Origin of the sequence: Lactobacillus corticis (assembly GCF_018327645.1) — a bacterium.
Lineage (GTDB): Bacteria > Bacillota > Bacilli > Lactobacillales > Lactobacillaceae > Lactobacillus > Lactobacillus corticis.
Genome location: NZ_BMAY01000004.1, coordinates 1 through 18,918, shown reverse-complemented (window position 1 = coordinate 18,918; position 18,918 = coordinate 1). Strand labels below are relative to the sequence as shown.

Annotated in this window: 15 protein-coding genes; all 15 read left to right on the top strand. The window is 44.4% G+C overall.

Annotation, left to right across the window (positions count from 1 at the left end):
* Nucleotides 1-66: 66 nt before the first annotated feature.
* The 15 genes from KI210_RS03310 (at nucleotide 67) to KI210_RS03240 (ending at nucleotide 18,684) form a co-directional block, all read left to right on the top strand.
* Nucleotides 67-1,431 (top strand): NAD(P)/FAD-dependent oxidoreductase, encoded by a 1,365-nt coding sequence (locus KI210_RS03310; protein ID WP_212780478.1) that lies wholly within the window; start codon nucleotides 67-69, stop codon nucleotides 1,429-1,431.
* A 114-nt stretch (nucleotides 1,432-1,545) separates the two neighbouring features.
* Entirely contained in the window at nucleotides 1,546-2,811 is a 1,266-nt protein-coding gene (gene pepT / locus KI210_RS03305) for a peptidase T (protein WP_212780477.1), read from the top strand.
* A 10-nt stretch (nucleotides 2,812-2,821) separates the two neighbouring features.
* Nucleotides 2,822-3,478 carry an SIR2 family NAD-dependent protein deacylase gene (locus KI210_RS03300; protein ID WP_212780476.1) on the top strand — a complete coding sequence of 219 codons (657 nt, stop codon included), beginning with the start codon at nucleotides 2,822-2,824 and terminating at the stop codon, nucleotides 3,476-3,478.
* A 54-nt stretch (nucleotides 3,479-3,532) separates the two neighbouring features.
* Nucleotides 3,533-4,489, top strand: a complete 957-nt coding sequence (locus tag KI210_RS03295) for an exonuclease domain-containing protein (RefSeq protein WP_212780475.1) — start codon at nucleotides 3,533-3,535, stop codon at nucleotides 4,487-4,489.
* A gap of 10 nt (nucleotides 4,490-4,499) precedes the next feature.
* Entirely contained in the window at nucleotides 4,500-5,375 is an 876-nt protein-coding gene (locus tag KI210_RS03290) for a DNA/RNA non-specific endonuclease (protein ID WP_212780474.1), read from the top strand.
* Nucleotides 5,376-5,377: 2 nt separating this feature from the next.
* On the top strand, nucleotides 5,378-6,796 hold the full coding sequence (locus tag KI210_RS03285) for a C69 family dipeptidase (protein ID WP_212780473.1): 1,419 nt from the start codon (nucleotides 5,378-5,380) through the stop codon (nucleotides 6,794-6,796).
* 240 nt (nucleotides 6,797-7,036) lie between these two features.
* Nucleotides 7,037-8,122, top strand: a complete 1,086-nt coding sequence (locus tag KI210_RS03280) for an ABC transporter ATP-binding protein (RefSeq protein ID WP_212780472.1) — start codon at nucleotides 7,037-7,039, stop codon at nucleotides 8,120-8,122.
* The gene (locus tag KI210_RS03275; RefSeq protein WP_212780471.1) at nucleotides 8,122-8,988 is read left to right on the top strand and encodes a carbohydrate ABC transporter permease; all 867 of its coding nucleotides are present in this window, start codon (nucleotides 8,122-8,124) and stop codon (nucleotides 8,986-8,988) included. Before KI210_RS03280 ends, KI210_RS03275 begins: the two co-directional genes overlap by 1 nt.
* Complete coding sequence (locus KI210_RS03270) at nucleotides 8,989-9,813, top strand: carbohydrate ABC transporter permease (protein WP_212780470.1); 825 nt, start codon at nucleotides 8,989-8,991, stop codon at nucleotides 9,811-9,813.
* The gene (locus KI210_RS03265) at nucleotides 9,797-11,101 is read left to right on the top strand and encodes an MBL fold metallo-hydrolase (protein WP_212780469.1); all 1,305 of its coding nucleotides are present in this window, start codon (nucleotides 9,797-9,799) and stop codon (nucleotides 11,099-11,101) included. The genes KI210_RS03270 and KI210_RS03265 overlap by 17 nt, the downstream gene beginning before the upstream one ends.
* A gap of 53 nt (nucleotides 11,102-11,154) precedes the next feature.
* A complete protein-coding gene (locus KI210_RS03260; protein ID WP_212780468.1) occupies nucleotides 11,155-12,450 on the top strand; it encodes an extracellular solute-binding protein in 1,296 nt (431 codons plus the stop codon).
* Nucleotides 12,451-12,637: 187 nt separating this feature from the next.
* Nucleotides 12,638-13,555, top strand: coding sequence for a magnesium transporter CorA family protein (locus KI210_RS03255; protein WP_212780467.1), 918 nt, complete (start codon nucleotides 12,638-12,640; stop codon nucleotides 13,553-13,555).
* Between the two features lie 14 nt (nucleotides 13,556-13,569).
* The gene (locus KI210_RS03250; protein WP_212780466.1) at nucleotides 13,570-14,496 is read left to right on the top strand and encodes a serine hydrolase; all 927 of its coding nucleotides are present in this window, start codon (nucleotides 13,570-13,572) and stop codon (nucleotides 14,494-14,496) included.
* 159 nt (nucleotides 14,497-14,655) lie between these two features.
* Nucleotides 14,656-15,216, top strand: coding sequence for a TetR/AcrR family transcriptional regulator (locus KI210_RS03245; protein ID WP_212780465.1), 561 nt, complete (start codon nucleotides 14,656-14,658; stop codon nucleotides 15,214-15,216).
* Between the two features lie 15 nt (nucleotides 15,217-15,231).
* The gene (locus KI210_RS03240) at nucleotides 15,232-18,684 is read left to right on the top strand and encodes an MMPL/RND family transporter (RefSeq protein WP_212780464.1); all 3,453 of its coding nucleotides are present in this window, start codon (nucleotides 15,232-15,234) and stop codon (nucleotides 18,682-18,684) included.
* Nucleotides 18,685-18,918: the final 234 nt, after the last annotated feature.

Here is an 18,918-nt window from a genome sequence, read left to right as displayed (position 1 = left end):
GCCTCCTAACAAAGTTGGGTTCTATAATGGACGCGATTTCAGCAATAGCAGTTAGGAGGATTTTTTATGGCAAAGAAAAAAGTTGTAATCGTGGGTGCCTCGCATGGTGGTCATGAAGCAGCACTTGAATTGTTGGATCGGTATGAAGATGTTGATGTAACCGTTTATGAAGCAGGCGACTTTGTTTCCTTCATGTCCTGTGGGATGAAACTCTTCCTTGAAGGCAAAACCACTGGTCGCGACAACGTGCGCAATTTTGCCCCTGCTGATTTGGAAAAAGTGGGCGGCAAGGTAATTAACAACACGGCTGCCGTTCGTTTAAACCCAGCTGCCAAAACCTTGGAAGTGGAAAATGCTGGCAAGCGCGAGACAGTCAGCTATGATAAATTAATCCTAAGTGTCGGAGTTAATGCTGTCAGCTTGGATGTCCCGGGCAAGGAATTAGACAACTTGCTGCTAATGCGGGGCTATGACTGGGCCGGCAAGATTGATCAGGCCGCTAAGAACCCTGCAATTAAAAAGGTGGTAGTCATTGGTGCCGGCAACGGAGTAGCTGCAGTTGAAGCTTTAACTTTAGCTGGCAAGGATGTAACCTTGATTGATACGACCAAGGTGCCAATGCAAAACTTCTTTAACCCAGAAATTATCCCTACTTTTGAAGATGAAATGAAGAAGCACGGCGTTCATGTGATGATGGATACCTTGGTTCAAGGCTTTGAAGGCCAGGATGGCAAGGTAACCACGGTCAAAACCAGCAATGGCGATGTTGCAGCTGATTTGGTTATTGAAACGGTGGGCATTGTTCCTAACACTGATTGGCTCAAAGGTACGCTGGATTTGGACAAGAAGGGCCACATCGTAATTGACAACAACTTCCGGACAAGCGCCAAGGATGTTTATGCCATTGGGGATGCTACTTTGCCATTCTCAATTCCAGCTAATACCAGAATGCCAATTCCTTCAGCAGCTGCTGTGCGGCATGAAGCTAAGTCAGTGGTTGATCATCTTTTTGAAGACAAACCGTCTGCTCCTTTCAAAGGGCTGGTAGGTGGCCAAGTTCTGGAATTGTTTGACCAGCATGCTGTTTCTACTGGTTTAACTGTTCGGGGAGCTGGTTTTGCCGGCATTAAGGCCACGAGCAGCTACTATGAGGACCACTTGCGGCCGAAGTTTATTCCTGAAGCAGACAATCCAATCGTTAAGGTGAGTCTGACCTACAATGAATTCAGTCATCAACTGCTTGGTGCCAATATCGTTTCAAGTCATGATGTAACTGGGATTGCTAATGTCTTCAGCTTGGCTATCGGACAAAAGCTGACTTTGGAAGACCTAGTTGACCAAGACTTCTTCTTCTCACCAAGCTATGACAAGCAATGGAACTTGGTAAACTTGTCAGCTCGGCATGCCTTAGGATGGCGTGATTTTGAATAAAAAAGCCAAAAAATAAAGATAATCTTCTACTCAGCAACAAGCAGTCGCGTAAAGCGGCTGCTTTCTTGTTATAATAGACCCATGCTGATGGATTAATTAGAAAGGCGTGATTTGATGCCATTTGATCGTACTTACATCCAACAAAAGTTTATTGATTATTGCAAGTTAAATACTCGTTCGGTTGACGGGACGGGAGAAGTCCCGACGACTCCGGGGCAAACCGTTCTGCTGCATAAAATTGCCAAGGAATTAACGGGCTTAGGTTTGCAGGATGTTTCATATAGCGAGCAAGATGCTTATGTTGTTGGCTGCATTCCCGCTAACACTGCGCAAGCAGCTTCCCCAATCGGCTTTGTAGCCCATGTTGATACGGCTGATTTCAATAGTGAGCACGTTCAACCCCAGGTTCACGAACACTATGATGGCCGCGACTTGGTATTAGGAAATGGTCGCATTTTATCAGCCAAGGAATTTCCATCATTAAAAAAGGTCATTGGTCAAACGCTGATTACGGCTAGCGGCGATACGCTTTTAGGAGCCGATGATAAAGCGGGGATTGCTGGTTTATTGGGCATGGCTAAATATTTGCAGGAAAATCCGAGCGTCAAGCATGGCGAAATTTGGCTGGCCTTTGGACCTGATGAAGAAATTGGCCGCGGAGCAGCCCGCTTTGACGTCTCTCGTTTTCCAGTAGAGTTTGCCTACACGCTTGATAACGGCAATCCGGGCGATATTGCTTATGAAACCTTTAATGCTGCTAGTGCCCACGTCGAATTCAAGGGCACAGTGGTCCATCCGGGAGAAGCTTATGGCTTGATGGTTAACGCGGCTTTGATGGCCAGTGAATTTATTCAAGGCTTGCCGGCCGGTTTTACTCCCGAAAACAGCAAGGATTATCAAGGCTACATCATGGTCTTGAATAACCAAGGGAATGTTGACCATGCTGCGATCGACTTGATTGTCCGCAGTTTTGATACTGCTGAATTTAATCATTCCAAGCAATTATTGCTGGATTTAGTTGGTCAGCTTAACCAAAAGTACGGTACGGGCAGAGTAACCATTGACCTAGAAGATCAATATCATTCTCCCGGCGACGTTATCAAACAGCACCCTTATGTGGTAAATTTGGTTCACCATGCTTATCAGGCTTTGGGCTTGCCAATTCACCACATTCCCTTTAGAGGCGGCACTGATGGTGACTTTATTACGGAAAAAGGGATCCCAACGCCTAACTTGTTTAATGGCGGAGCTAATTTCCATGGCCCATATGAATATGCCACCACTGAGCAAATGGTACTGTTGAGCAAGACTTTGGTGGAAATTGTCCGCCAGCATTTATTGCTGAATAATCAGCGGGACGAGACCCCACTTTCACGGTAGAGAGGATTTTATGAATTTACCAAATAAACTTTGGCATGATGCCGACAAAATCGTTTTAGCCTGTGGCAACCAATTTTTGCCCTTGGATGATTTTGCTGAATTAGAAAAAGCCCAGCAACTTGCTTGGCCTGAACGGTGGGCCAAATGGAGCGAGTTGATTGGCCAAAAGACCTTGAATTTTCAAGAGCCAGCCGCTTTTAGCGATGTGCGCAAACTGCTTGCTGGAAAAGAATATTTTATTGCTACCAGTTCATTTGAGCATTACTTTGAAGCAGCCGGCTTTAATGAGCAGCGAATTTTTAACTTAAATGGCGATTGGACCGTCATGCAATGTTCAAGTGGCATTAACCATGGGCAATTGTCAGACTTAGCAACGGTCAAAGCTTACCTGGCCGGTCAAGGATCAGTTCCCAAATGTGCTAAATGCGGCCGTGAAATGGAACTGCATGTGCCCTTAAGTCAGCATTTTTATCCAGATACTGATGCCAACACGCGCTTTCGGTGGTTTTTGACTGGTGCCGAAGATGATCAGGTCTTGTTGGTGCAGCTCGGGGTAGATGAAACCACTCCCCAATTAGCTGATCCGCTGGTTCACTTAAGCCGGCAATTTGCTAATTGGCATTTAGTCAAAGGGGATGCGGACTGGCTTCACGAACTGGTAAATTAAGCAGAAAAAAGAGCAAAAAAGCAGAGAAGCACAAAGAAAAGGATAGAAGGAGCAATGGCAATAACAATTGATCACGGAATCTTGCAGATTCCTGGAGCACAAGACAAGTTGCGGCAAAAGGGGCGAGAACACCCGGGGTTTTATGATGATTACACGATGATTGATATTGAAACTACCGGTCTTGCCCCATACCGCGATCGAATTACTGATTTAGGTGCGGTTAAAGTCCGCCAAGGGCAGGTAGTAGATACCTATTCTACGCTGGTTAAGTACCCGGGGAATAATCGGGTGCCCGCCTTTATCACCAAGCTTAACGGGATTACCCAGCAGCTTTTGGAAGACGAAGGCAAGCCCGTTAAACAGGCAATAGCTGAATTTCGTGATTTTATCGGTTCCGATCTGATCGCGGGTTACAATGTTAATTTCGATTTGAATTTTGTTTATGATGCCTGTGAAAAATTTAAGGCACCGCGTTTAGATAACGATTATATCGATGTGCTGCGCTTGGCGCGGGGACTTTATCCTCGTCAGCGTCACAATCGCTTGGTCGATTTGCTGCAGCGACTTAATATTGCGCAAACTGAAGAACACCGCGGGCTGCAAGATTCGATGGATACGATTCGCGTCTACAACGAGTTGCAAAAATTAGCACCGGCAAACCTGGAAGAAGAACTAACCCAGCAATTGAAGACGGTCGACCTGTCCCAGCCGCTCCCGACCTCGCGTGATTTGGTGCGCTTTAGTCAATTTGATCATAAACGGATTGTCTTAGCGGGAGATTTAGCCAGTGGACGCAGCGAACTAGGTCAAGCCCTCAGCAATTTAGGGGCTGACTTGCGAGAAGAAGTTAATCCGCTCACGGACTATGTTATTGCCGGGGACCGAGAATTTTTCAAGGGCGACCTGCCCGCAATTAAAGCGGCTAGATCGCTGCAAGCAGAACACAACCCGATCAAATGCTGGACGGAAAGCTTCTTCTTAGCAGTATTTGATGATTGGGCACGGAGGTAAGGAGGAAAGCATGGCACGAAGACGAAGACGCAAGCGGCAAACCAATTCCCTCCTGTCAATCCTGATAGTAGCCATAGCCGTAATTTGGGGTGTTGGCACTAGTGGCGGACAAAGCAGCTTTCAAACCAGTCATTTTACTGATTTAATTGGCCAAAGCGACCAATCTGCTAGTTCAGCTTCCAGCACGCTTAATTCAGCTAAAACGGCCACCAAGTCATATGGCGGCTTATCAGCGAGTGATTATCAAAAGCTGGCCAAGCTGAATTTTAAATCAGGCAGCCAGGCCTTTGTTTATGTCAATAACAATCACAGTACCTTGATCAAACATGCTTGGAAGGTTAACAAGGTCATCTATGCCAATCTGGATAAGCTGAATCGGACCAGTAGTTCCAATACGGCCTTTTTGGAAAAAAGAAACGTCGCCAATGACAGCCTGCGCGTGCGTCAATATGTTGAACCGACTGGTTGGCACAGCAATCATGGGCGCAATCAGATTTACAATCGGGGACATTTGATCGCATATTCAGTTTCAGCTGGGATTGACCAAGATGGGCAGTATAACCCGAATAACCAAAGCGGCGACCAGAACAATCCCAAGAATTTGTTTACCCAATCGGCTTATTCTAATCAGAAGATCCAAACCATTTTTGAAGCCAAGGTTAGAACGGCGCTGCGTCAAGGGAAAAAGGTAATTTATCAGGCAACGCCAATTTTTCGCGGGTCAGAATTAATGGCACGCGGAATCAACCTGCAGGCAGTTTCGACCGACGGCAAACTGGATTTCAATGTTTATCTTTATAACGTCCAGCCTGGATATAGCTTTAACTATGCCAATGGTCGGGCCAAGCGGGATGCTAGTGTAAAAGTAAGTGAAAGTGAAAATTAATAATGCAAAAAGATAATTGTACAGCAATTTTAGTTGGTAAAAAGGCAAGTTTGGACAATTCAACCATCATTGCCCGGGATGAAGACGCCCACGGCGCCATTAATGAAAAGACTTTTGTGGTGCGTCCAGCCAAAAACTACGACGAAGATTACGTTTCGACTTATAACGGTTTTAAGATGCATTTGTCGGGTCAAGGTGCCCGCTACACTTGCACGCCCAACAGCGATCAAAGTGCTGGGGCATGGGATGAGCAGGGAATAAACGAATACAACGTGGCTATGTCAGCGACTGAAACTGAATTTACCAACGCCCGCTGCTTGGGCCATGATCCCTTGGTAGAAAATGGCATAAATGAGGATTCGATGCTGGCCATCGTTTTGCCTTTTGTCAAGACAGCGCGGGAAGGCGTCAAGCGACTGGGGCAGCTGATTGAAAAATATGGTACCGGCGAATCGAATGGGATTGCTTTTTCCGACCAAGACGAGGTTTGGTACTTTGAAACCGGCGCCGGCCACCAATGGGTGGCAGCTCGAATTCCAGATGATTCCTACGCAATTTGTCCTAATATTCAAGTCATTGAAGAAATTGACTTTGACGACCCCGACAATTTTATGTATGCCAGCACCATTCGGGAGTTTGTCGAAAAACATCACCTGAATCCAGCCAGTCACGGTTTTAATTTCCGCAATATCTTTGGGACGCAAAACGAAGCTGACAGTTACTACAACACGCCTCGGACCTGGTATGGGCAGAAGTTGTTTAACCCAAGCATTAGCCAAGATCCGCGCAGCCAAAACCTGCCCTTTACTCGTAAGCCTGAACGCAAGATTAGTATCGAAGACGTCGAATTTTTCTTGTCTAGTCACTATAATGGCACAGAATTTGATCCTATGGGGACTTTTGCCAGCGATCAGGAAAAGGGCAAGCTGTTCCGGTCGATCGCTTTGGATCGCAATCAAGAATCAAGTATTTTGCAAATTAGAAGTGGCGTAGCCCCCGAGTATGCTGCTATTCAGTGGTTAAATTTAGGCTTTTATGCTTATTCGCCATATGTGCCGTTTTACACCAATATTAATGACACGCCAGCCAACTACCAAAAGGCTGATCATGAAGTCGATTTGACCAGTGCCTACTGGCTGTATAAAAACCTCCAAGTGCTGATCGAGCCGCGCTACCACCAATTTATTAATCAAGTTAATGAATATCGCGATCAATGCCAAAGCTATGCAGTAGGCCGAATTGATGCGATTGATGCGGCGGCTAGTGACCAAGAAAAAGCTGCCTTAAGCGAGTTTTTGACGGCAGAGAATGCCAAAACGGCAGCCACAATTACCAAGAAAACACAAACGTTAACTAGTGATTTGACCCGGCAAGCTTTGGAAAGTTCGCAATTCAAATTTGATTTAGGCAATAATCTGTAAAAAAAGGCGCTGTTACGAGCGCTTTTTTGTTAGGCAAAACACAAGATATTGAAAAGCCGAATTTTAGTTTTGCTTTTGTGAAAAAATATGCAAAAAATCCATACAAAGCAGAAATAAAATCACCCAGTTAGCTTGTGAGTAGCTTAAAGCCGAATATTTATAATTGTAATTTATGCTCTAATAGCTTAAAATTAAGAAGAAATTGCTAGCAAGAGACTATATATTGTGGTGTGTATATTTATGATTGATGAACAATTTGTCCAAGTAAAGAATCTCCGCAAGGTTTATGACAACGGTCATGAAGCTTTGAAGGACGTGAGTTTTTCCGTAAAAAAGGGGGACCTGGTTTGTTTATTGGGGCCTTCTGGCTGCGGGAAGACAACTATGCTGAACATGCTGGCTGGTTTGCTTGATCCAACCAGCGGCGACATTCTCTTTAACGGCAAATCGGTCGTTAAGGTGGCGCCAAAAGACCGGCAAATCGGCTATGTTTTCCAGAATTATGCGCTATATCCGCATATGACGGTGCTGCAAAACGTAATGTTCCCGCTCACGGTAGGGAAGAATAAGCGCAGCAAGGCCGAAGCGGAAAAAGTTGCCAAGAAGTACATGGAAATCACGCAAATTACGGAATTAGCCAACCAAAAACCGGGCAACTTGTCTGGTGGTCAGCAGCAGCGGGTGGCGATTGCGCGGGCTTTAGTGCAAGAGCCGCAAATTTTGCTGATGGATGAACCTTTAAGTAACCTTGATGCCCGGCTGCGTCTGAAAATTCGTGAAGAAATCCGCTCATTGGTAAAGCGGGTGGGCATTACGACTTTATTTGTTACGCACGACCAAGAAGAAGCTTTATCGATTGGCGATAAAATTATTCTCTTCAATAATGGGGTAATCCAGCAAGATGACGTCGGTCAAAACTTCTACCTGGAACCCAATAATTACTTTGTAGCTAACTTTGTTGGCAATCCAGTAATTGACAATTTTGCGGTTAAAATTGCCGATGGCAAAATTAGCGGCAGCGACTTTGAAATTCCCCTTGCTGCCTTAGACCAAGATCGGATCAAGGGCGAGTTAACTCCTGGCGAATATACTTTATCGGTTCGTCCAGAAAATATTTTGCCGTCTGAACAAGGACATTTTACGGCCAAAATCAGCGATGTGGAATTAATTGGCCGTGAACGGATCCTCAAATTTGATCATGACGGCATCCAAGCTCGCTCACTGGTTAACCTGGAAACTACTATTCAACGCGGCGACCAGGTACAGCTGAGTATGCGGCTGGACCGCATCTTCCTCTTTACTAAGGAAGGGACACGTGTTTACTAATGAAGAAGAATCAAACTAAGGCTTGGCTCTTTTTAGCGCCGACGGTTATCCTGTCAACCTTGTTCCTAATTTGGCCGATCCTGAGAGCCTTTGTGATGAGTTTTCAAAGCGGCTCATTGATTAATTTATCTTGGACCGGCTTTAGCAACTATAAATATATTTTCAGCGATCCCGAATTCTGGTCATCGATGAGTCATACAATTTTGTATGCTGTTGTGACCGTGCCTATCGGGCTTGCCATCTCAGTGATGCTTGCCTGGATGATTTTCAGCAAGGTAAAGCATAAGTCGTTCTGGGAAACGACCTTCTTTATGCCCTACGTTACCTCTACGATTGCCATCGGAATTGTTTTCCGCTACATCTTCAATGGGGACTATGGGATTTTAAACTTTGTTTTGAAATTTTTCCACTTGCCAACTGCTAACTGGCTTGATGATCCGTCAATGTCCATGATTACCGTTATCATTTTCGGAATTTGGACTTCGTTAGCCTTCAACATTGTTATTTTGATGGGGGCTTTGCGGAATATCGATCCTAATTTTTACACGATTGCAGAAATGTATGGTGCCAGCTCCAACGAAAAATTCTGGCGGATTACCATGCCGCAATTGGTGCCAACTTTGGCTTTCTTGCTGACGATGGATGTAATTTCCGCTTTCAAGGTATATACCTCAATTTACGCCTTGTTCAACGGTCAAGCCGGGGTCGGAAACTCTGCCTCAGTAGCCGTGTTCTACATCTACAACAAGTTCCAAATGGTCGGTACGCCTGGAGTAGCGATGGCCGCAACGGTTATCTTGTTCCTGTTAATCCTGCTGACTACTTTCCTGCAACGTAAGTTAATGAAGAAGATCGGGGAGAACTAAATGAAAAAACTGCATGTTGGCACTTTAGTTGCCTATATCATTTTGACCATTTTTGCCATCATCACGATTTTCCCTTTCATTTATATGATTTTAGGCGGCTTGATGTCCTTCCAAGAAACTACTGCCATCCCGCCAACCATAATTCCCAAGCACTTCCAATGGGGCAACTATGCTAAAGTGTTCAAACAAGCGCCATTTGCTCGTTACTTTTTAAACACCTTCATTGTTGCCAGCGTGACGACAATTGTGAGTCTCTTGAATTCACTCTTGGGCGCTTTTGCCATGGTCAACTTGGAATTTAAGGGCAAGAAAATTTTGCAAATGGTGATGCTAAGTCTCTTGATGGTTCCTGGCGAAGCAATTATCTTCACCAACTACAACACCATTGCTAGACTGGGCTTATTGAATACCTACTTAGGTTTGGTTTTGCCATTCTTGACGTCAATTTTCTACATGTATTATTTGCAGTCATATTTTGGCTCAATTTCTAAGACCATCTACAAGGCCTCAATGATTGATGGGGCAAGCGACTGGAATTATATTTGGAAAATTCTGGTTCCAATGAGTAAGGGCGGCCTCTTTACGGTCGGTTTGCTGAGCTTTATTTCCAGCTGGAATTCCTTCCTCTGGCCATTATTGGTAACCAATGAAGATACGATGCGGCTGCTTAACAACGGATTGTCATCGTTTGCTTCCGACGCCGGGGCGGAGACGGAATTGCAATTGGCCGCAGCTACTTTAACTGTTTTGCCGATCTTAATTCTGTACTTCATCTTTAGAAAGCAGATTATTCAGGGGGTTGTAAGAAATGACCTTAAAGGATAAGACCACTGTTACTTTCTATAATGGTTTGACGACCATTGGCGGGCCAATGATTGAAGTGGCTTATGCCAAATCGCATGTCTTGTTTGATCTGGGCGAAGTTTATCGTCCAGAATTATCCTTGCCGGATGAAAGCTATAAAACCCTGATTAAATATGAACTGATTGGGGATGTGCCCAATTTCTACGATCCGCTGATCACAGGCGAAGCTATTGATCATGATCGCTGGGAACATGCGGCGGCTTACATGTCGCACTTGCATCTGGACCACAGCAAGGCAATGAATTTGCTCGCACCAGAAATTCCGTTGTATGCTGGTCCCTTAACTGCAAAATTGCTGCCGGTTTTGAATGAAAATGGCGACTTTTTGCTGCCAGCAGCGGGTAAGGCCAAGAACTATACGCGTCCGATAATCGCGGCGGAGTATAAAAAGCCGATTCAAGTTGGCGATTTGCAAATTGAAGTTTGGCCTAGCGACCATGATGCCTATGGTGCTACAGGATTGGTGGTTAAAACCCCTGATAAGACCATTGCCTTTACCGGCGATATTCGGCTGCATGGCTACCATCCTGACTGGGTTGAAGCTTACCTTGACCGAGTTAAGGGGTGCGATTTGTTCATTATTGAAGGGACTGGGGTTTCTTGGCCTGAGGAGAAGCAGGCTAAGGCTGAAAGCAGTGAAGAATTCACTGGTCCTAAGTCAGAGGTCGACTTAACGGCCCAAATTGTTGCCCTGCAAAAGGAAAATCCCAAGCGCCAGCTGACTTTTAATACTTACCCAACTAATGTTGAACGGTTATTGGAGATTATCAAACAATCTCCGCGTAAGGTAGTCTTAAATGCCGGCCGCGCCCACTTGCTAAAGGCAGCTTTAGGGAAAGATTTGCCATACTACTATCTTCCGGATGAGGCGGCTAAACCAGACCTTGATCCGAGTTTGGCAGTTGACTACCAAAGCCTTTTGGCAGATGATCACCAATATTTGTGGGAAGTTAATAACAATTTTGACCAATTGCTGCCTGGTGGGCTCTACATTCATTCCAATGCCGAACCTTTAGGCGACTTTGATCCGGCTTATCGGCCATTTATTGAGGCCGTTGAAGCACGCCGGATTGAAGTGAAGCTGCTTCGCTGCTCTGGGCACGCAGATGAAGCGGATTTGGCCAAAATTATTGCCCGAGTTCAACCAGCAATTTTATGTCCGGTGCACACATTGCATCCGGAGCTGGAAACGAACCCCTATGGAGAGCGGATATTACCTAAACGCGGTCAGACAATCACGCTTAGCTAAATATCAAAAGTTTGTGTTTATTTTATTGTGTATTTTTTGGAGGACTCAATTACATGAAGTTCGGAAAAAAGTTAGCCACCATCGCTATTGCTGGTGCGGCCTTAATTTTAGGGGCCTGCTCTAACTCAAATTCATCAAGTTCATCTTCAGATGCCAAGATTCCATCGAAGATTACCAAGAAGACCACGATTGTTTTCTGGCACGGAATGACTGGCGTGCAACAAAGCACTTTGAAGAAGTTGACGGCTGAATTTGAAAAGGCCAATCCAAAGGTTACGGTTAAGTTGGAAAACCAAGGTTCATACCCTGACTTGCAATCAAAGATTAACTCAACTTTGCAATCACCAAAGAACCTGCCAACAATTACCCAAGCCTACCCAGGTTGGCTTTACAACGCAGCTGAAAACAACCTGTTAGTTGACTTGAAGCCATACATCAACAACAAGAATGTTGGTTGGGGCTCAGCTTCAGCTTCTGGCATCAGCTCAACTTTGCTTGATGGTGCTAAGATCAAGGGAACCCAATATGGTATTCCGTTTAACAAGTCAATTGAAACTTTGACTTACAACAAGACTTTGCTTGATAAGTACGGAGTTAAGGTTCCAAAGACCATGGCCGAACTTAAGACTGCCGCTGAAACGATCTACAAGAAGAGCAAGGGCAAGGTTGTTGGTGCTGGTTTTGACTCATTATCAAACTACTACGTTTTAGGCATGAAGAACGAAGGCGTTAACTTCACTAAGAACATCAACTTTAGTGGTGCAACTTCTAAGAAAGTTATCAACTACTACGCTGATGGCATGAAGGCTGGCTACTTCAGAATTGCTGGTTCAGACAACTACCTTTCAGGTCCATTTGCTAACCAAAAGGTTGCAATGTTTATCGGCACTTCAGCTGGTGAAGGCTTCGTTAAGCAAGGCGTTGGCAAGAAGTTCACTTACGGCGTAGCTGCCCGTCCTGGCAAGTACACCATGAGTCAAGGTACTGACATTTACATGTTTAAGCAAGCCTCAAGCATGCAAAGAGCTGCTGCCTTCAAGTACATCAAGTTCTTGACTTCAAAGAAGAGCCAATTAACTTGGGCTAATGCAACTGGTTATGTTCCAGTAAACACTAGCGTTTTGAACTCTAAGGCCTACACTGACAATTCAGATATGAAGACGCCAAAGATTTTGAAGGACGCAACCAAGAACATGTACACTTTGCCAGTAACCAAGAATGCTAACGCAACTTACTCACAATTGAGCACCATTATGCAAAACATTTTGACGGCTGCGCAAAAGAAGCAAAATGTAAATACACAAATTACTAATGGCAAGACTAAATTTGATGCTGCTTGGAAGCAATAAATTTATTAGTAAGAAGACCCACTTGTGGGTCTTTTTTTCTTGGCTTAATAAGGCAAGCTGCAAATAAGCAAAGAAAGTTGCAAGATCGCCGTTTTTAGGCGCAAATGCAGGCTAAAAAATGTTACGATAATTAAGTATGAAATTGAATAGTTTGGTATTTTGCAAACGAAATTGAGGTGAGAGGAACTTGATCAGACAACAGCATTTTCCAGTTGAAACTAGTTACCGGTGGTTTGATGTCAGTAATTTAAGTGAAGAAGACAGCAATCGCCTGCAAGACGAATTCAACTTTACGCCAGACATCATCTCCTATGTAAGTGACCGGCACGAGCGTCCCCACTACGATTATGACCAGCATACTCACAGTCATTTGCTGGTTTATGATGTCCCCATCTGGCCCACCAGTTCGATCAAGCACTTTACGGCTCACCCAATTACTTTCTTAGTAATCGGCAACGACGTTTTTACTTTTCATACCGAATCAACTAGTTACGTTTTTGATGAGTTTAACGATGAAAAGATGCGGGATCGCCTGAGTGAAGCAGAGGATGTAACTACTTTGGTGATGTCCTTTTTGTTATATGCTTCGCAATACTTTCAGCGGGCCGTTACGCAGCTAGATGTTGAACGCAATATTTTAGACACCAAATTATCAGATGATATTGATAACAAGGATTTGGCTGAACTATCCAACATTGAAAAAAGTTTAGTTTATTTGTCCAGTTCTATTCAGACTGACTTGATGATGCTTAATGGATTAAAGCATTCTAAACTAGAGTTTTCCAAGTCGGCAACTGAACGCCTGGATGATGCGCTGATTGAATCCAACCAGTCATCTGAAATGGTGCAGATTTCGCGCCAGGTGACCCAAACCTTGTCCACCACTTCTAATAACATGATGAACAATAACCTGAACGACACGATGAAGTTCTTAACCGTGTGGTCTTTGGTGTTGACCATTCCAACAATTTTGACCGGCTTTTACGGCATGAACGTCAAGCTTCCCATTGCCAATAATTCGCTTGACTGGGTCGTCATCATTATCTTGATGGTTGTCTTGATGGTATGGCTAGTATTTTTGATGAAAAAGAATCATTTTTTCTAGGGTAGGTAGCAACTATGAAAAACCATATCTTTTTAGGAGCTGCGATAGCGACTTTTTTTGCTTTTGTTCTCTATTCAGCTAATTTAAAAAGAATCGATACATCACCCATCAATGTTAGTGGTCAAACGACTAAGTTAGTCAAACCATCGACTTCCAGTAAAACCAGCAAGAACTCAGCATCTTCAAGCAGTGAGCCCCAAACGCCTAAAAGCACTAAAATCCAGGTTAAAGTAGCTAGTGGAAGCGATCAAAAGTATGCCAAAGCACTTAAGACGGCCATGGGAGATAATGAAAGCTACCAAGTTTATGTAGTTAATGGTGGCGGCAATAAGTTTGCTAACGTCTATACCAGCAGCATAAGTCACAATGTTGGTCGGGTCGTGCAGATCTATTTATTGGCTACTTTGTATGAACAAGAGAAGACTGGCAAATTGAGTTCTCAGACCGCCATCAAGATTACGGCCAGCGACAAGGTCAAGGGTGACAAATTAGTACAGACCGGGATTATGTATGGGGTGCAATATTTGCGCCAGGCGATGCTAAAAGGCAGCAAATCAGCAGCTAATGCGCTATTAAGAAAAATGGGCAAAAAGAATGTCGAACGCATTGCCAAAAAGCTTGGAGCCAAGCATACCGTCTTGACTAGTGGCTACGCCGGCAAGTCAACTGCCCAAGATTTGGCCAATACCATGGCTAGTTTCTACCATGGCAAAGGGATCGGGACGACTCAAGCCCAGCAAGTCTTAACGGCGATGGCGACGGCTAAAAACAAACCTAGTTTGCGTAAGCATTTGAAGGGGACGGTTTATGCCATGGGTGATAGTCAAGCTGCCTGTGCCCTGGTGCGCGGCAGCAAACAAACTTATGTGGTTAGCTTTTGGACTGAAAATGGCAACCCTGGAAGCAGTCTAGGAGCTAGTGTCAATAAGCTCTTTCAATAGAACTTAATATTCTATATACATATAGATATAAAATAAAAGCCTTTTCAGCGTATGAAAAGGCTTTTATTTACATTAAACTGTATTTTTCTACATTTTGTAGATTGTTTTCTTCAAATTGTAGTGGTATATTATCCTCTGTACTAGAAAAGGGGCAAAGAAATGGTAAAGAAACGAACCCTGGATTTAGATAAGATTCTTGATGCTGCTGTTGAACTCATCAATGAAAAAGGATTAGAAGACACGACTTTGCCAAGTTTGGCAAAAAAGTTGGATATCCGTTCACAATCGCTCTACCACTACGTGCGCGGGCGAAAAGAGATGTTGTCTTTGGTAGCAGCACGGGAAATAAAACGGCTGCGCCAGCAATTGACCGGCGAATTGGTAGGAATGTCAGGAGAAGAGGCATTGCTAAAATTTGCGGATCTGACGCGAGATTTTTTGTTGGCAGATAATGCTTTGTCGGCGATTTTATTCCACTTGAATGAGTATTCAACCAGTGATGAAATCAGTCAGGGCATCCAAAGTATCCTAGATTTAGCTGAAAAACTTAATTTGCGTCAAGGTCAAGCGATCTCGATTCATGTTGTCATCGGGGCGGTTTTAGGATATGTCTTTTTAGACCGATCAGCTTTTTTCACTGATCAAGATGCTCAAAAAGCAAGGCATGACTACCACCAAATGATCTTGCGCCTGGTACGGCCAGATTTATCGGAAGCATAAGGGAGGAAAAGAAAAGTGCAGAAGTTCTTAAAGAATCACGTATTCTCGCTTTTGGCTTGGATCGTGATCTTGGTGATCTCTGTTGTTGCGTTGCCCAACGTTTCAGCCTTAACGCGGGCACACTCAACAATTAGCTTGCCTAGCTCAGTCCAGTCTGAAGTGGCTAACCACCTAGAAGCTAGATGGACTAAGACCAAGAAAAACACCCATGAAATTGGGATTGTTTTTAATAAAGAACATGGCAAACTAACTGCCGCAGACAAGGAAGCAATTGACAACACCGTCGCTGAGTTGAAGGCAAATAAGTCCAAGTATGGCATCAAGAGCATGCAAGCTCCTAATGATAATGCTGCCTCCAAAAAGCTGTTAAAGTCAGATGATGGTACTACTTGGCTCGTGCAATTAAATGTGTCCAAGAACCATGGGACGATTGAGCACATTAATAAACAGCTATCTAAAGCAGCCAAGACCAGTGGCGTGCGGACCTATGTCACGGGTGCGGATATCTTAACCGACGACTTCTCCAGTTCAATCCAAGAAGGAATAAAGAAGACCGAATTGATTACGGTAGTCTTTATCTTTATCGTATTGGTAATCGTCTTCCGTTCACCAATTGTGCCTTTGATCTCGCTATTGACGGTGGGGGTTTCATTCCTCGTTTCCTTCTCAATTGTGACCAACCTGGTGCAAACGGCTAACTTCCCATTCTCTAACTTTACGCAAGTCTTTATGATTATCGTCTTGTTTGGGATCGGGACGGACTACAACATTCTGCTTTATGACAAGTTTAAAGAAAACTTGGGTAAAGGGATGACCGTCAAAGAGGCTGAACGAAACGCCCTCCGTGTCGCCGGTAAGACCATTCTTTATTCCGGCTCCTCAATTTTGATTGGGTTTAGTGCCTTAGGTTTGGCTAAGTTCTCAATTTACCAATCAGCAACGGGAGTTGCCGTTGGGGTTGCGGTCTTGTTAATTGTCTTATTAACCTTAAACCCATTCTTTATGGCAGTTTTGGGACGCAAGATGTTCTGGCCGGTAAAAGAATTCTCGGGTGAAACGGAAAGCAAATTGTGGCATGGCATTGCCCGTGGAAGCTTAAAGCATGCCTTTTTAGCCTTGGTCTTAACGGCAGTTATCGCAGTTCCGTTTACCATGATGTACCAAAATAAGCTAAATTACGACGACGCTGCCGAAATTTCTGATTCTACTCCTTCTAAAAAAGGTTTGCTGCTGATTCAAAAGCACTTCTCGAAGGGGATGGCCGAACCAACCTATATTTACATCCAGTCTAAGCACAAGATGGATAATGAAACCTACATGAAGCTGCTGGATGAATTAATTGGCAAATATAGCAAGCTGCAGAACGTCGACTTTGCTGCCGGCGTAACTCGTCCATATGGTGAAAAGATCAATCAACTTTATGTGAATAACCAAATGAAGACGGTTAATAGCGGCGTTAACCAAGTAGTAAGCGGTTTGGACAAGCTAGAAGCTGGTTCCAACAAGATTACTGCCGGTGCGGTTCGTCTGAAGACCGGGGCGCAAACGCTATCCTCTGGCTCAAGTCAATTGGAAAGCGGCTCGGAAGAATTGGCTTCTGGGACTGACCGCCTAGCTTCTGGCTCTAGCCGACTTTACAGCGGGGCTGGCAGCTTAAGAGCGGGCACTTACACTCTCTATGCTGGGTTAAACAGCTTGAGTCAGCAATTGTCAGCGCAACTATCCAGTTCAAGTCAAAGCCAAATTCAACAATTACAGGCAGCCTTGCCAAAAATCAATTCCGGCATTCAGGAATTGAATTCAGCTTTGGGCAGCAACAGTTCAGTTGATGTCAGTCAATTAACGACTAATTTGAGCAATGTTGCTAGCCAAGCCCAAACCATTGGCACGCAATTATCTGCTGCTGGGAATACTTTAGAGACGCTTAAGTCCAGCTTGTCCAGCGCGGGTTCAACTTCTCTGTCCGATAGCGATAAAGCAGCCATGTTAGCAGAATATAATGCTGCTGCTAAAAAAGCTGGCCTGAACGATGCCCAAATTGCAGCGATGGATGCTGCTTTGAATTCAGTCTTATCATCAGTTGAAAGCAAAGTTACTAGTCAAACTGCAAGCTTGACTAGTAGCTTGACTTCAAGTTTGCAAAGCATCGGTCAAAACATTGAAGCAGCTGGCGATGCCGACAAGTCTTTAGGCACTTCGCTAAAAGGAATCAGCGGTCAGGCAAGCACTTTGAGTGGCTTGTTAAGTCAAGTTAAGACGCTCAAGAGTTCGGTTCAAGAATTAGCCAGTGCTTCAAACGTGGCCTTGCCAGGAGCCGTTACTGCCTTGAACAAGCTGGATTCTGGTTTGGAACAAGTGCAATCTGCTGCTAAAGAAGGTGCTTCTGGTGCCGGCCAACTGTACACTGGTGCTAACTCCTTGTACAGCGGTTTAGGCAGCTTGAATTCAGGAATCGGCAGCCTGCAATCAGGTGAAAGCCAATTAACCAGCGGCGCTAAGCAGCTAACCAGTGGATCAGACAAGTTATCATCTGGAGCTGGCAAGCTTGCTAGCGGCAACAAGAAGATTACCAAGGGTCTAGGAACTGCTTCAACTGGTTTAAAGCAGGGTGGCAGTTACTTGAAGGGCTTGCAAAAGTCAGCCGCTGCTGAGACCTTCTACATTCCGAAGTCAGCCTTGAAGGACAAGCAAATTAAGCAGTCAATTAAGACCTACCTGAGTCCAGACAAGAAGAGTGCCTACATCATGGTCGTCTTTAAGTCAGATCCATCTGGCAATAAGGCAACTAATCAAGCACAAAACTTGACGCAGATTGCCAAGAAGAGCTTCAAGGGTACCAAACTGGCCAATGCTCAAGTGGCAGCCGGCGGTCAAAGCTCACATATCCAAGACACTCGGCAAACGGCTAGCGGTGACTTTACCAGAACGGCAGCCATCATGATTATTGGGATCGGGATTGCCTTGATGTTTGTAACCAGATCATTGCTGCAGCCAATTTACATCATGCTGACTTTGCTCATTGCCTACATCAGCTCACTGTCAATTAACCAATGGCTGGTTAAACCAATGCTGGGTCATGACAAGTTAGCTTGGAATGTACCATTCTTCAGCTTTATCATGATCATTGCCTTAGGGGTTGACTACAGTATCTTCTTGATGACGAGATATCGTGAATTGCAAAAGGCTGATCCGCAGGCTTCACCAAGCAGCACGATTCTGCATGCTGCGGGAATTATTGGGACCGTGGTTATTTCTGCGATTATCATCTTGGGCGGTACCTTTGCTGCCTTGATTCCATCTGGCATTCCAACCTTGATTGAGGTCGCAACCACCGTTATTATCGGTTTGTTGATTTTGATGTTCCTCTTGCCAATTACCTTGCCAGCCTTGGTAAAACTTACCTACGAAGGGTTGAATTTTGACTTTTGGCGCAAATCAAAACCAAAACATAGTGCAGAAACAGCATAAAGTTTAAACTTTTGCTAAATTGGACCGCTCAGCTTCGGCTAGAGCGGTCTTTTTGTGATAAATGGTATAATTAAAGCATGTAACACAAAATACTTAAAGGGTAGGGATTATTATGGAAACTTGTCCTAATTGTGGCTCTTTGTCAAATCCTGTTGATAAGGGTTGATATGAGCTTGAATTGAAGATCCGTATAGTATTAGTTTAGATACTATATGGATCTTTTTCTGTTACCAC